General features: G+C 75.0%; 13 protein-coding genes. 5 read left to right on the top strand and 8 right to left on the bottom strand.

From position 1 onward, the window contains the following. Nucleotides 1-34: 34 nt before the first annotated feature. Nucleotides 35-580 carry a hypothetical protein gene (locus tag ACLQ2W_RS22575; RefSeq protein ID WP_425788370.1) on the bottom strand — a complete coding sequence of 182 codons (546 nt, stop codon included), beginning with the start codon at nt 578-580 and terminating at the stop codon, nt 35-37. A 74-nt stretch (nt 581-654) separates the two neighbouring features. Between ACLQ2W_RS22575 and ACLQ2W_RS22570 the strand changes: the two genes are divergently transcribed. The 5 genes from ACLQ2W_RS22570 to ACLQ2W_RS22550 all read left to right on the top strand — a co-directional run bounded on the left by ACLQ2W_RS22570 (nt 655) and on the right by ACLQ2W_RS22550 (nt 4,481). Beyond that, nucleotides 655-1,254, top strand: coding sequence for a TetR/AcrR family transcriptional regulator (locus ACLQ2W_RS22570; RefSeq protein WP_425788368.1), 600 nt, complete (start codon nt 655-657; stop codon nt 1,252-1,254). A gap of 10 nt (nt 1,255-1,264) precedes the next feature. Next, complete coding sequence (locus ACLQ2W_RS22565) at nt 1,265-2,194, top strand: diacylglycerol/lipid kinase family protein (RefSeq protein ID WP_425788366.1); 930 nt, start codon at nt 1,265-1,267, stop codon at nt 2,192-2,194. A 79-nt stretch (nt 2,195-2,273) separates the two neighbouring features. Next, nucleotides 2,274-3,026: a dienelactone hydrolase family protein gene (locus ACLQ2W_RS22560; RefSeq protein ID WP_425788364.1), complete on the top strand. Its 753-nt coding sequence runs from the start codon at nt 2,274-2,276 to the stop codon at nt 3,024-3,026. 31 nt (nt 3,027-3,057) lie between these two features. Beyond that, nucleotides 3,058-3,684: a maleylpyruvate isomerase family mycothiol-dependent enzyme gene (locus tag ACLQ2W_RS22555; RefSeq protein WP_425788362.1), complete on the top strand. Its 627-nt coding sequence runs from the start codon at nt 3,058-3,060 to the stop codon at nt 3,682-3,684. A gap of 83 nt (nt 3,685-3,767) precedes the next feature. Further along, nucleotides 3,768-4,481, top strand: a complete 714-nt coding sequence (locus tag ACLQ2W_RS22550) for an RraA family protein (protein WP_425788360.1) — start codon at nt 3,768-3,770, stop codon at nt 4,479-4,481. Nucleotides 4,482-4,485: 4 nt separating this feature from the next. On the opposite strand, the gene ACLQ2W_RS22545 is transcribed toward ACLQ2W_RS22550, so the two are convergent. The 7 genes from ACLQ2W_RS22545 to ACLQ2W_RS22515 all read right to left on the bottom strand — a co-directional run bounded on the left by ACLQ2W_RS22545 (nt 4,486) and on the right by ACLQ2W_RS22515 (nt 13,702). Beyond that, nucleotides 4,486-5,112, bottom strand: a complete 627-nt coding sequence (locus tag ACLQ2W_RS22545) for a response regulator (RefSeq protein WP_425788358.1) — start codon at nt 5,110-5,112, stop codon at nt 4,486-4,488. After that, on the bottom strand, nt 5,109-6,338 hold the full coding sequence (locus tag ACLQ2W_RS22540; protein ID WP_425788356.1) for a sensor histidine kinase: 1,230 nt from the start codon (nt 6,336-6,338) through the stop codon (nt 5,109-5,111). The genes ACLQ2W_RS22545 and ACLQ2W_RS22540 overlap by 4 nt, the downstream gene beginning before the upstream one ends. 9 nt (nt 6,339-6,347) lie before the next feature. Continuing rightward, nucleotides 6,348-6,800, bottom strand: coding sequence for an ABA4-like family protein (locus ACLQ2W_RS22535; RefSeq protein ID WP_425788354.1), 453 nt, complete (start codon nt 6,798-6,800; stop codon nt 6,348-6,350). Further along, nucleotides 6,800-7,729 (bottom strand): hypothetical protein, encoded by a 930-nt coding sequence (locus ACLQ2W_RS22530; protein ID WP_425788352.1) that lies wholly within the window; start codon nt 7,727-7,729, stop codon nt 6,800-6,802. The genes ACLQ2W_RS22535 and ACLQ2W_RS22530 overlap by 1 nt, the downstream gene beginning before the upstream one ends. 101 nt (nt 7,730-7,830) lie before the next feature. Continuing rightward, nucleotides 7,831-9,018: a DNA polymerase IV gene (gene dinB, locus ACLQ2W_RS22525; protein ID WP_425788350.1), complete on the bottom strand. Its 1,188-nt coding sequence runs from the start codon at nt 9,016-9,018 to the stop codon at nt 7,831-7,833. Nucleotides 9,019-9,113: 95 nt separating this feature from the next. Beyond that, complete coding sequence (locus tag ACLQ2W_RS22520; protein ID WP_425788348.1) at nt 9,114-12,299, bottom strand: penicillin acylase family protein; 3,186 nt, start codon at nt 12,297-12,299, stop codon at nt 9,114-9,116. Nucleotides 12,300-12,568: 269 nt separating this feature from the next. Then, a complete protein-coding gene (locus tag ACLQ2W_RS22515) occupies nt 12,569-13,702 on the bottom strand; it encodes a peptidoglycan recognition protein family protein (RefSeq protein ID WP_425788346.1) in 1,134 nt (377 codons plus the stop codon). Nucleotides 13,703-13,742: the final 40 nt, after the last annotated feature.

The following is a 13,742-nucleotide window of genomic DNA, read 5'->3' as shown; positions in this document are numbered from 1 at the left end:
GACCGTCCGACGGTCACCGAAGGCGGGGTGAGCGTCAGACGTCGCGGGGCGCCCGCTTGGGGAACACGGTGTAGGCGACCGGCCAGAACACCAGCCAGGCCGCCATGGCCAGGGTGAGCCGGCCGGCCCAGGCCCACAGCTCCCCGGTCCGCTCGGCGTCGCCGACCAGCGCGGCGCCGCCGAGCAGCACGGCGCAGGCGACCGCCCAGCCGAGCATGCCCTTGCCCCACTCCCGCCACTCGTGCCGGGCCCGGGCCCAGCCGTGGCGGGGGGCCCGGCGGGGCGGCGGGCCGCCGGCGAACCGGTGGGCGAACCGCTCGTCGGCCCAGCGCACCATGCTGTGCCCGAAGGCGACGGAGAAGCCCAGGTACGCGGCGGCGAGGCCGTGCGCGAACGTGGCGGTGCCCCCGCCGCGCAGGTCGATCATCGTGGCGGCCAGCAGCACGAGGTCGACGGCGGGCACCGCGAGCAGCAGCGCGGCGCCCAGGCGGGGCCGCCGCAGCGGGTAGCGGGCGACCAGCCCGGCGACCAGGAACAGCCAGAACGCCACCTCACAGGCGATGATCACTCCGATGAGCATGCGGCCTCCAGGTTTTAGTACGCTGTGCGACAACAACCGTAGCAACAGTCGTCCACCCGCCGCCGGAGGGGTCCGTGCCCAAGATCGTCGACCATGACGCCCGCCGCGCCGAGCTGGCCGCGGCGATGTGGCGGGTCGTCTACCGCGACGGCGTCGGCGCCGCCACGGTGCGCAGCATCGCCGCCGAGGCCGGGTGGTCGCCCAGCGCACTGCGGCACTACTTCGCGACCCAGACCGAGCTGCTGGTCTTCGCCATGGAACACGTGATGGCCGAGGCGACCGAGCGGTTCGCCGCCGGGGACCGCACCGGCCCCACCCGGCAGGTCGTCCAACGGATGCTCGAGGAGCTGCTCCCGCTGGACCGGCAACGGGCGCGGGAGGCCGAGGTGTGGCTGCTGCTCGCCGCCCGGGTGCCTGTCGACCCCGCCGCCCGCGAGCGGATGACCGAGGCCGACGACGGCGTACGCCGGGCCGCCGAACTCGCCGTCGCGCTGCTCACCGGCGCGGAACCGGCCGACGAGGCCGCCACCGCCCGGCTGCACGCCCTGCTCGACGGCCTCACGCTGCACGCGTTGCTGCATCCCGACCGGATGCCGCCGGCCCGGATCCGCGAGCTGCTCGCCGCGCACCTCGACCAGCTCGCCGAGGGGTCGGACACCGACGTCGGCGGATAGGGTCGCACCCGTGCGGACCAAACAGGAGCTGTCGACGGCGATCCGGGAACGACGGCGGGCGGCGTTGGTGGTCAACGCCCACTCCCGCCGGGGCCGCCGGCTCTACGACACCGTCCACGCGCGCCTGCGCGCGGCCGGGTTCACGCTGCTCGGGGCGTACCCGGTGGACCGGCCGGGCGAGCTGGACCGGGTGCTCGCCGAGGCCGCCGACCTCGGCCCGGACCTGCTGGTCACCGGCGGCGGCGACGGCACGGTCGGCGCGGCGGCCCGGCTGCTCGCCCACCGGGACGTCGCCCTGGGCCTGCTGCCGCTGGGCACCACCAACAACTTCGCCCGCACCGTCGGCGTCCCGCTCGACCTCGACGCGGCGATCGCCGTGCTCACCGACGGCAAGGTCATCGACGTCGACCTCGGCCTGATCGGCGACACCCGGTTCACCAACCACGTCGGGATCGGGCTGTCGGCCGACATCATGCTGACCGCGCCGCCCCGGCTGAAGCGCGCCGTGGGCCGACTCGCCTATCCGCTGACCGCGCTGGGGCTGCTGACCCGGCACCGCCCGCTGCGCGTGACGGTCCGCGCCGAGGGCCGGGACCACGCGTTCCGCACCCACCAGGTGTACGTGGCCAACGGCGGCTTCCACGCCGGCCGGCCGATCACCGCCGACGCCAACGCCGACGACCGGCTGCTGGTCGCGTACCCGGTCGGTGGGCCGAGCCGGCGCGGGCTGCTGCGCGACACGGCCCGCAACGCGGCGGCCGGCCGGCGTCGCACGCTGCGCGACGAGCCGTTCCTGGCCGTGCGTCAGTTGTGGCTGGAGACCGACCCGCCGGCCCGGATCGAGGTCGACGGCGAACCGTACGGGCGGACGCCGGTGCGCATCGGCCTCGACCCGAACGCGCTGCGGCTGATGGCGCCCGCGGACAGCCCGGACCGCTGACCGGCCCGGCCTCGACGTGCCGGCCGCCGACGCCGGGGGTAGCGTGCGACGCGGAAACCGCAGCGAGGAGGTTCGGACCGTGCAGCCGACGATCGTGGACGTGCCCACCCCCGACGGGACGGCGGACGCCTATCTGCTCCGGCCGGACTCCGGCGGCCCGTTTCCGGGCGTGCTGCTGTTCATGGACGCGTTCGGGCTGCGGCCCCGGCTGGCCGAGATGGCCGCGACCATGGCCGACCGGGGATACGTGGTGCTGGTGCCCAACCTGTTCCACCGCGCCGGCCCCGCCGCGCCGGTCGACACGTCCGCGCTGGCCGACGAGAGCCGGCGCCTCGAGCTGTTCGGGCGGCTCGGCCCGCTGATGGCCGCGCTGACGCCGGACGTGGTGGCCCGGGACACCGCCGCCTACCTCGACTTCCTCGCCGCCCAGCCGGATGTCGCACCCGGCCCGGCGGCGATCACCGGCTACTGCATGGGCGGCACGAACGCGTTGCGGGCCATCGAGGCCCACCCGGACCGGATCGCCGCGGTGGCCGCCTTCCACGCCGGTCACGTGGTCAGCGACGCCCCCGACAGCCCGCACCGGGGCCTGGGCGCGGTGACCGGCGAACTCTACTTCGGTCACGCCGACCAGGACGCGTCGATGACCGCCGAGCAGATCGCGACGCTGGAGCAGGCGCTCGACGCGGCCGGCGTCACCTACCGCTCGGAGGTCTACCGGGGCGCCCGCCACGGCTACACGCAGGCCGACACGCCGATGTACGACGAGCAGGCCACCGAGCGGCACTGGGCGGCCCTGTTCGACCTGCTAGACCGCACTTTCCCGGGCTGACCCGGCCGGTCGGCGCGGCCACAATGGAGTGGTGGAGACCGACCTGTTGCCGATGATCGCCGCCGAGCGGCGCCGCACGGCCGACCTGATCGACTCGCTCACCCCGGCCCAGTTGGACACGCCCAGCCTCTGCCAGGCGTGGACCGTCCGGGAGGTCGCCGGTCACCTGGTGTCACCGCTGGTCTCCACGCCGTGGCGCCTGCTGCCACTGCTGGCCGGCGCCGGGTTCCGGCCACACGTGGCGAACGCGCGGCTGGCCCGGCGGGTGGCCCGGCGGCCGGCGGCCGAACTGGCCGCCGCGTTGCGGGAGCACGCCGACCACCGGTTCCGCCTGCCGGTGGTCGGCTGGCCCGGCCAGCTCACCGGCCTCCAGGTGCACGGGCAGGACATCCGCCGGCCGCTCGGCCTCCCCGCCGACCTGGACCCGGAGCGGCTGCGCATCTCGCTGGACTTCCTCACCGGCGGCCGGGCGGTCGGGTTCGTCGACCGTCGGCGGGTCGCCGGGCTGCGCGTCGAGGCGACCGACCTGGGCTGGTCGGCCGGGGACGGGCCGGTGGTGCGGGGCCCCGGCGCCGCGCTGCTGCTCGCACTGACCGGCCGCCGGGTGGCGCTGGCCGACCTCACCGGGGATGGCGTGGCGCGGCTCGCCGCCGGCTGACCGGTCTCCGCCGGCGCGGGCACAGGCCACCGGCGCGCAACTGGCACCTGCCATCCCCGTCCCCGGCTGGCTAGCGTCGGCCCATGGACGCCGACCACCCCGCCCCGGCCGGGCCTTTCGCCGCGCTGACCACCGCCCACGTCGCCGACGCCTGCCTGCGGGCCGGCGTCGCGGTCCGCTGCGCCCCGGCCGCCGTACGCCCGGTGCTGGCCGGGCGGCGCCTGGCCGGGCGGGTCCGGCCGGCCCGGCACGCCGGCAGCGTCGACGTCTTCCTGGAGGCGATCGACCGGGCCGAGCCGGGGGACGTGCTGGTGGTCGACGACGGCGGGCGCACCGACCGGGCCTGCGTCGGGGACCTGGTGGCGTGGGAGGCGCGGGCCGCCGGCCTGGCCGGCCTCGTGGTGTGGGGCGCGCACCGGGACACCGCGGACCTCACCGCCGTCGGGCTGCCGGTGTTCAGCCTCGGCGCCACGGCGAGCGGGCCGCTGGAGCTGGACCCACGGCCGGCCGGCGCGTTGGACGCGGCGCGGGTCGGGCCGTGGACGGTCGACGGCGGTGACCTGGTGCTGGCCGACGACGACGGCGTGCTCTTCGTGCCGGCCGACCGGGCCGGGGAGCTGTTCGACCTGGCCGGGTCCATCCGGGACACCGAGCGGCGGCAGGCCGACCGGATCCGGGCCGGCCGGTCGCTGCGGGCGCAGGTCGGGTTCGACGACTACCTGACCGCCCGTGCGGCGGACCCGACGCTGACGTTCCGGGCGCACCTGCGGGCGGTCGGCGGCGCGATCGAGGAGTGACCGCTCAGCCGCCGCGCGCCCACAGCGCCAGGCGGACCCGGTTGGGGCTGCCGGTCTTCGCCATCAGGCTGGTGATGTGGGTCTTCACCGTGGTCACGCCGATGTGCAGCCGCTCCGCGATCTCGGTGTTGGCCAGCCCTTCCGCGACCAGGTCGAGCACGTCCTGCTCCCGGGCGGTCAGCCCGGCCGACCGCCGGGGCGTGCCGGCGCGGGCGTGCACCGCCCGCTTGACCAGCCGGCGCAGCACCTCGGGGCTGAACGGGCTGTCCCCGGCGGCAGCCCGGCGGAGGCCGTCGAGCAGGTCGGCCGGGGGCGCGTCCTTGAGCAGGAAGCCGCAGGCGCCGGCGGTCAACGCGGGATAGAGGTGGTCGTCGTCGCCGAACGTGGTGAGCACCATGATCCGGGTGGCGGGCCGGTCGGCGAGGATCCGGCTGGTCGCGGTGATCCCGTCGACGCCCGGCATCCGCAGGTCCATGACCACCACGTCCGGCCGCAGCCGGGCGGCGGCGGCGATCGCGTCGCGGCCGTTGTCCACCTCGCCGACGACCTCCAGGTCGGGCTGGGCGTCGCAGAGCATCCGCAGGCCGGCGCGGATCAGGTGCTGGTCGTCGGCCAGCAGCACGCGGATCACGCCGGCTCCGGCGCGGCCGGCCGCGACCGCGGCGCTGCCCGGGCGGGCCGGTCCGGGGCGCCGCCCGGCGGCAGCACCGTCCGCACCCGCCAACCGTCGCCGGTCGGCCCGGCCTCCAGCCGCCCGCCGAGCACCTCGACCCGCTCCCGCATCCCGACGATGCCGTGGCCGCCGCCGACCGGCACCACGGCCGGCGCCGCGCCGCGCCCGTCGTCGGAGACCGCCCAGTGCACCGCCCCGTCGACCACCGACACCGTCAGCCGGGCCCGGGCCGTCGCGCCCGCGTGTTTCGCCACGTTCGTCAACGCCTCCTGGGTCAGTCGCAGCACCGCCTGGCCGCGGACCGCGTCCACTGTGCCGATCGCCGGGTCCACGTCGGCCTCCACGGTGACCCCGGCCTGCCGGGCCCGGTCCACCGCCACGCCGAGCGCCGCCGGCAGCGCCGCCGGATCGATCGCGGTCAGCGCCGCGTCACCGCGGACGCCGTCCGGGTCGCGCAGCACCGCGACCAGCCGGCGCAGGTCGGTCAGCGCGGCCGTGCCGGTGCGGTGCACGTCGTCGAAGACCGCGCCGACCCGCGGGTCGAGGTCCGGCAGCACGTGCCGGGCCACCCCGACCCGCAGCACCATCGACGCGACGTGGTGGGCGATCACGTCGTGCAGTTCCCGGGCGATCGCGGCCCGCTCGTCGGCGCGCGCGGCCCGGCTCTCCGACTCGCGTCGGCGCTGCTCCGCCACGGCCCGTTCCTCGGCCTGCCGGCCGAGTTCCCGGGTGGTCCGCACGACCAGGCCGATGAGCAGCGGCAGCCCGACGGTGACGGCGAGGCCGAGCAGACCGGCGAGCGCCTGCCGGAGCGGGTCGCCGATCAGACCGGTCAGGTCGACGGCGGCCAGCAGCCCGGCGGCCAGCCAGAACGTGCGGGGCCGGGTGGCCCGCATGGTCAGCTCCAGCAGCGCCCAGCTCGCCCCGACCTGGTTGATCATCACGTCGTCGACGAGCGGGAAGGCGACCGCCAGCAGGGCGGACTGGAGCAGCAGGTTCAGCAGCGGCCGGCGATGACACAGCAGCGCCAGGACGAACGCGCCGAGCGCGAGGATCCACTGCGTCGTCGTCGGCCCGGGCCGGCCGTGCACGCCGACCACCAGGTAGCCGACGCCGGCGAGATTCAGCAGCAGCCGCCGCGCGAGCGTGTCACTTGCGTCGAGCAGTCGACCCACCCAGCCCACGACGTCAGCCTAGGCAACCGGCGCGGCCGGGGCCACCACCACGGTCCGCCGCCGCCACCCGGCCCGCAGTCCGAGGTGGACGGCCAGCCCGAGCGGGCCCAGCAGGATGGTGAGCACCAGCACCGGCGCGGTGAGCAGCGCCGGGATGCCCCGCTCCCGGCCGTCGCGCCAGATCCACCGCCCGACGAACAGATCGAAGCCGATCATGTGGGCCCAGGCCGCCGCCGCGCCGCTGTCGGTGCCGAGCAGGTCCCGGACGCCGTCCAGGGTGGGCAGTGCCACCACCGGCAGCACCGTGCCGAGCGCCGGCAGCACCAGGATCGCGTAGACCAGCAGGACCGGTGCCACGATCAACGGCGAGTCGACGATCCGCGCGGTCCACGACCAGCGGGGCGCCACGATCATCAGCGCCCAGAACGGCGCGGCGAGGGCGAACGTCAGCCCGAACAGCGTGGCGGCCATCAGACCAGCACCGCCGTGGCGTGGTCGGACCGGCGCGCCAGGACCAGGCCGGTGGCCGCCGCGGTGGCGGCCACCAGCACCCCCGCCGCGGTCAGCGTGATCTCGTCCGGTCGCAGCAGCGGCTGTCCGCGCAGCGCCTGCACGGTGGCCAGCAGCGTCACCCCGGCGTAGGCGAACCCGCCGACCAGCACCAGCCGGGCCCGGACCAGCTCGTCCAGGCGGCCGCCGAGGAACCGGTCGAGCAGGATCGCCAGCAACGGCAGCGCCTGCAACGCGTGCAGCCCGATGAAGTGACCGACCCGCAGGTCGCCGCCGGTGGTGCTCCAGCCGACCACCGGCAGCCCCGGGCCGCCGTCCGGCACGCCGACGCTGTGCGCCCCGGTGATGCCGGCGGGCGTGCCGTCCGGGTGCTGGGTCAGCATCGGGAACGCGACAAGCATGCCGAGCAGCGACACCGCGAGCCCGGCCCGGATCGCGTACCCGCCCGCGCGGTCCGGCAGGGGCCGGCGCGCCAGGACGACCGCGAGCACGACCTGGGCCAGGAACAGCACCGTGATGGCCGTGCCCATGACGTTGTAGAGCACCGCGTCCAGCGGCGTGCCGGTGTTGAAGTGGCTGGTGGTGCCGCGCAGCACCTGGAGGACGATGAGGACCATCTCCAGCACCGCCGCGGCCACGATCACGGTGACCGCCCGTTCGGCGAGCCGGCTGCGTCGGGGCAGCAGGGAGAGCATCCAGGCCAGGGTGCCGCCGTAGAGCGTGAGCGAGACCGCGAACTTCAGCGGCTTGAGCCACACCGGCGCGCCGGTGAGCACGCGGGGATCGGTGACGAGACCGATCGCGGCGACGACGGTCAGCGCCGCCATGATGGACACGAGGAGCAGCAGGGGGCGGGGCCAGCCGGCCGCCCGGTTCCGTACGGTAATCATGTCTGTAGATGCTCGCGGCCGGCGACCGTGGTCGCGCCCGACCGGGGGTCGCGGTCGCGGCCACCGGTCCGAGCCGCGTCTCCTCCCGGGGGAGGAGACCGTCAGTCGGGCAGTCGGGGCATCTCCACGCCCGGGTCGCGGCCGAGCAGCACCCCACGGGTCAGCGCCCGGGCGCCGAAGCGGTCCCGGACGGCGTCGACGGCGGCGTCCAGCGCCGGCCCCGGCTGGGCGGTGAACGGCAGGGTGAGCTGGGTGTGCCCGGCGTCGAGGTTGGCCACCGAGACGCCCAGCAGGGTGATGCCGCGCTGCTCGATCTGCGGCAACGCGGCGTGCAGCAGCGCGCGGGCGGTGGCCCGCAGCGGGGCGGTCTGCGCGGTCGGTTTGTCCAGCGTGTGCGAGCGGGTGGCCCGGGTGTAGTCGGCGAAGCGCAACCGCAGCGTCACCGTGCGGCCGGTGCGCCGGGCGTCGCGCATCCGCCCGGTCACGCGGTCGACCAGGCCGGCCAGGACCGCGTCCAGCTCGGCGGGGGAGTGCGGCTCGCGGCTCAGCGCGTGCTGCGCCCCCATCGAGGAGCGGCGGCGGCCCACCTGCACCGCGCGCGGGTCGCGGTTGTGGGCGAGGGCGTGCAGGTGCCGGCCGGCGCCGCCGCCGAGCAGCGACACCAGGGTCGGCTCGTCGAGCCGGGCCACCTGCCCGACCGTACGGATGCCGCGCTCGCGCAGCTTCGCGGCGGTGATCGGGCCGACGCCCCACAGCCGCTCGACCGGCAACGGGTGCAGGAAGGCCAGCTCCCGCGCCGGCTCGACGACCAGCAGGCCGTCCGGCTTGGCCACCCCGCTGGCCACCTTGGCCAGGAACTTCGTGCGGGCCACGCCGACCGTGATCGGCAGGCCGACCTGGCGGCGGACCCGGTCGCGCAGCTCGGCCGCGATGTCGGCGGGTGGCCCGACCAGCCGCCGCAGCCCGCCGACGTCGAGGAACGCCTCGTCGATGCTGATGCCCTCGACCAGCGGGGTGGTCTGCCGGAAGATCTCGAACACGGCCCGGCTGGCGGCCGTGTAGGCGGCCATCCGGGGTGGCACCACGATCGCCTCCGGGCACAACCGCCGCGCCTGCCGGCCGCCCATGGCGCTGTGCACGCCCCGCGCCTTCGCCTCGTAGCTGCACGCGAGCACCACGCCGCCGCCGACGATCACCGGCCGGCCGCGCAGCCGGGGATCGTCGCGTTGCTCGACCGAGGCGTAGAACGCGTCCAGGTCGGCATGCAGGATGGTGGCCTCGCCCGACACCCGACCATCTTCGCACACCTGTTCGACGGATGGGTGCTGACCTGCGGGGAAATGGCGACCGGCCGGCGGAGGATCCCACCGGCCGGTCACCGTCGTCACCGCCCGTAGACCTCGAACTCGTAGAGCGAGAAGCCGTACGAGGTGGCCCGCGTGACCCCGTACACCCGCACGTAGCGGGCGCTGACCGGGGCGAAGGTGACGTTGTCGACGCCACCGTTGCCGGTGGTGGTGGTGAACACCGGCGTCCAGGAGTTGCCGTCGCCGGACACCTCCACCCGGTACGACGTGCCGTACGCGGACTCCCAGCGCAGCACCGCCCGGCTCACGGTGCGGGCCGCGCCGAGATCGACGCGCAGCCACTGGTTGTCGTTGTAACTGCTGGCCCACCGGCTGCCCAGGCTGCCGTCGACCGCCTTGTCCGGCGTGTAGCTGGTCAGGAACTGGGTGCTCGACGCGCTGGCCGGGCGCCCCTGGGCCAGGTTGGTGACGTCGTCGCCCCGGCGCGCCGGGAACGAGACGACCTGCTGGTAGGTGGGGCGGTTCTGCCAGGCGATCAGCGGGTGGGTGATGCCGCCGAGCCCGGACTGGGCGATCGAGTCGGCGCACCACTGGTCGCCGGCGCCGCAGGACTTGTCACCCGGGTAGACCGTGGTGGCGGGCACCGCGGCGGCCTGGCCGAGCGCGCCGAGCAACGCCGTCCGGCAGGCGCCGAGGTCGCCGTTGCCGCAGTACGCGCGCCCCAGCCCGCCGGCCACCGGGTCGCCGAGCACGGTGCGCACGTCCTTGTCGACGTAGCCCCACCAGCCGTACTGGAACGACGAGCCCTTGTGCGCCTGGCCCTGCAACGCCCAGCTCGCCGCGCCGTCACGCCCGCCGTTCTGGCCACCGGAGGGCGCCTCGTTGACCTCGATGGCGTCCACCAGCGAGGCGTACAGGTCCGGCCCGAGGCCGGGCCGGAACTCGGCCGAGGCCAGCAGCGGCCACCAGGCGTCGAAGATCCGGATGGCGTCGGCGTGCTGGTAGACCTTCGAGCCGGGCGACGTCTCCACCCGCCTGCTGCCGGCCTGTTGCCAGGCCCGCAGCTTGCCGACCGCGTCGGCCAGCGCCGGGTCGGTGACCGGCGCGCTGTCCAGCACCCGCAGCAGGTCGCCGAGGACCTGCTGGCCGCGCAGGTCGGTCACCGCCGCGTCCGCCATGATCTTGACGACGTCGGCGCGGCCGAGTTTGCGCTGGGCGATCGCGGCGCGCACCGGGCCGTCCAGCAACTGACCCCGGTGTACGGAGCCGAAGCTGAAGTTGCCGTCCGCCGCGCCGAAGTCCCGCGCCTGCTTGTTGTTCCAGCTCACGTAGTAGTCCTGGTTGACCGACTGCGGGTGCGCCGACGCCGGGGCGTAGCTGGCGTCGTTGGTGTCCGGGTTCCAGCCGGCCCACTCGTACGCCGGTTCGGCCTTCGTCGGCAGGTTCGGGTCGGTGACCGACGACCGGACCGGGTTCGAGCCGGAGTTGTAGTACGCCGTCTCGGTCGAGTTGACGTAGAACCAGTTGAACGCGTACCCGACGCTGCCTGCGGACGCCTGGAACGCCGCCGCGCTGCCCATCGCCGACGGGTCGTTGAACGCCTGGAAGCCGATCGCCGAGTCGGCCTCGTGCCGGTAGGTGGAGCGCAGCTTGGTGAACGCGGTCGGCCGCCCGTTCACCAGCCCCCGGTACGCGACCAGCCCGTACTTCGTGCGCAGCGCGCGCAGCGTGTACGAGCCGGCCGGGGTGGAGTCGGCCACCGTCGGCGACCAGGAGTTGCGCTGCTCCAGCGCCTCCATCGCGAGACACTGCCCGTGGTAGAGGTAGCGGTTGGTGCGCAGCGTCGGCGCGCTGCCGTCGGTGGTGCACAGCGGCACCGCGTACGTGTCGGTGAGGTCCTGCGAGGCGGACGTGGCGCTCCACGCGTAGTCCTGGCCGCGACCGAGCAGCACATAGAGGTTGAGCCCGGCGAACGCCGCGCCGCGCGCGCTGATCCCGGGGCCCTGCAACTCCTGGAGCATCAGCAGTTGCGGCGCGAAGTAGCCGGTCTGCGGCCCGAACACGGCGACCGGGTTGCCGGTGGTGGTGTGCCGGCCGGAGACCACGACCGCGTTGGACATGCCGTGCGCGCGCAGGTTGGCCAGGCCGCCGAGCAGGTCCTTGGTGGCGGTGCTGGCGCCGGTGCGGGCGGCGGCCCCGCCGGTGGCGTCGTAGGCGAGCGGCTCGGCGACCACGGACCCGGCGTCGGGGAGCACCGCGCTGGTCGCGCCCGGCGGCGTCGCCCCGTACGGGAAGCTCTGCCCGTCGTGCAGCGTGAGCACGGTCTCCGGGTCGTTCTGCGAGCGGAACGCCGCCCACACCTTGTCGCCCTCGGTGGCGCCGTACTTGGCCCGGGCGGCGACCCGGACCAGCGCGGACTGGATCTCGCTGCCACCTCCGCCGCCGAACAGGCCGCCGATCACGCCGGCGGTGGCGATCAGGTCGGTCATGGTGAAGTGCTTCGGCTTGCCGGCGCCGGCCAGCACGTACTCGCCGGGGTAGTTGTCGTCGGCGATCGACTTGTCGATGTAGGCGTTGATGCCGGCGATGTAGTCGACCACGTCGGTGTAGAGCTGCTGGCCCCGCGTGCCCTTCTGCCGCAGCGCGTCCACCTGGGCCTGGAGGTCCGCCTCGGTGTAGGGCGAGTTGGCCCAGACGCTCTGCTCCAGCTCCCGGTTGCCCGGGGCGCCGCCGGCGAACGAGGTGACGTTGCCGCGGCCGACGTGCCGCAGCAGGTCCATCACCCAGAGCCGGTCCTGGGCCCCGGCGTAGCCGGCGCCGAACATGGTGCCGCCGCGGGTGGTGCCGGTGACGTGCGGGACGCCGGTGGCCTTGTCCCGCACGATGGTGACGTCCGAGCGCGGCGAGACGGTGCTCTCGACCTGTGCGGCGGGGACGCCGAACGAGGAGTCGTTGTAGAACTGGGCGATCTGCTCGTCGGTCAGCCCGGCGTAGTTGTAGACCAGGTTGGCGTACTCGTCGAGCTGGTCGCTGGAGTGCGCCGGGCGGGTGCCGAGCGTCTGGTGGGCCAGGATGGCGACGAGCGTGGCGTTGCCGTTCTGCCCGGGGGGCAGGATGTCGGCGCACTGGCCGAGGCAGTAGTCGTTGGCGGCGAACGTGGTGGCCGCCAGCGCCGGTGACGGCGGGGTGACGGTCAGCACGCTGGCGGTCAGGGCGGCGGCGGTGAGCGCCGCGAGCCGGGCACGGAGTGGGGGTCGGGGCATGGCGATCCTCCGGGGACGCGGAGTCGGGCCTTCGGTACGCCCGGCTGCCGGTTGCCGACGTCTCGCCCTCCGCGCCCGGGCGTTCCACCCGGAGGTGAGAATGACTCACATCTATCTCCGGGCAATGATCGGCGGCGGACCGCCGTCCGGGATACCCGTTGTTCACCAGTCGCGAATGCCGACGTTTCGCTCCAGGCGCGGGGTCCGGACGCGACGGTGGGGGGCGGCGCCGTTGCCACCCCCCACCGTGCTCCCCGCCGGTGCGACCGTCAGCCCTTGTGGAACGACTGGCGCACCACACCCCCCACCAGCGCGCACCAGGTGCTGGTGCTGAGCTTGCCGGTGGGCGGCAGCCCGTGCAGGCGTTGCAGGTCCTTCACCGCGGTCCGGGTCACGTGGTCGTACTCGCCGGTCGGGAGCACCTCCGCGTAGCCCTTGGAGGCGAGCATGAACTGCGCCGCGACCACCGGAACGCCGGTGTCGTGCTGGTCCAGCTCCGGGGCGAGCGTCTCCCAGGTCGGCGCCGTGAGCGTGGCGTCCACGTCGACCGGGATCCCGTTGCGGGCCTGCCAGTCCTGCACGGCCGCCACGGTGGCGGCGTCGAACACGCCGGTGACCGGCACGGCGTAGCCGCGGAACGTGAGCAGGTACTGCGCGACCTGGACGACCGGGCCGCCGACGAAGCGCCAGATGTCCGGCCAGCGGCGCGCCGGCACGTCACCCAGCCGGGTGCCGAGCTTGCGGAAGACCTCGCGGCGCAGCCGGGGGAACTCCCGGTAGAACATGGCGCCCGGGCACTGGGTGGCGCGGAAGTCCCAGTGGCCGAAGATGTCGTGCGCGTGCAGCCCGTACTGCCGGCAGATCGCGGTGCAGAGTCGGACCAGGCCGTCGAGCAGCTCCTCCGGCGGCGTCTCGGTGACGTAGGTGCCCTCGTTCTCGATGCCGATCGCGCGGCCGTTCTCACCCGGGCAGTGCGCGGCGATCATCTGCCGGTCGCCGGCCTGCAACCGCTCCAGGCTGCCGTGGCGTCCCTCCAGGACGTGACCGCCCCGGCTCACCGTGAAGTGCTGCCCGGTGTCCGACCAGCCGTTGCCGTCCATGTGCAGGTCCTGGCAGTCGCGGGCGAGCTGCTTGGCGTGTTCCTCGGAGTAGTCGGTGACGTTCGGGAACGCCATGTGATGCACGATGATCTTGTTGGTCGGGATCGCGCTGACCGACAGCGGGTCGGCCGGCGGGCGGGCGGCCCACTCGTCGCAGCTGATGATCCAGTCGAGGTCCGCGCCCGGCGCGGCCTGCGCGGCGGCCGGAAACGCGAGTTCGCTCCCGACGACCGCGACCGCGGCGGCGCCGAGGCCGGCCCGCAGCAGCGTACGGCGGTCCAGCTCGGGGTGGTCGAAGTGCATGGCATCTCCTCGATGACCCGACCGACGCCGGGCGATGTAA

Origin of the sequence: Micromonospora sp. DT227, from assembly GCF_049841835.1 — a bacterium.
Taxonomy (GTDB): Bacteria; Actinomycetota; Actinomycetes; order Mycobacteriales; family Micromonosporaceae; genus Micromonospora.
The sequence above is the reverse complement of the archived record's forward strand: the minus strand, read 5'-3'. Positions and strand labels throughout refer to the sequence as shown.

What these genes read in the sequence shown, in the direction of transcription:
- ACLQ2W_RS22575 (WP_425788370.1), bottom strand. Translation starts at nt 580, where the DNA reads ATGCTCATCGGAGTGATCATCGCCTGTGAGGTGGCGTTCTGGCTGTTC.
- ACLQ2W_RS22550 (WP_425788360.1), top strand. Translation starts at nt 3,768, where the DNA reads ATGGACGCCGACCACCCCGCCCCGGCCGGGCCTTTCGCCGCGCTGACC.
- ACLQ2W_RS22535 (WP_425788354.1), bottom strand. Translation starts at nt 6,800, where the DNA reads ATGGCCGCCACGCTGTTCGGGCTGACGTTCGCCCTCGCCGCGCCGTTC.
- ACLQ2W_RS22530 (WP_425788352.1), bottom strand. Translation starts at nt 7,729, where the DNA reads ATGATTACCGTACGGAACCGGGCGGCCGGCTGGCCCCGCCCCCTGCTG.
- ACLQ2W_RS22520 (WP_425788348.1), bottom strand. Translation starts at nt 12,299, where the DNA reads ATGCCCCGACCCCCACTCCGTGCCCGGCTCGCGGCGCTCACCGCCGCC.
- ACLQ2W_RS22515 (WP_425788346.1), bottom strand. Translation starts at nt 13,702, where the DNA reads ATGCACTTCGACCACCCCGAGCTGGACCGCCGTACGCTGCTGCGGGCC.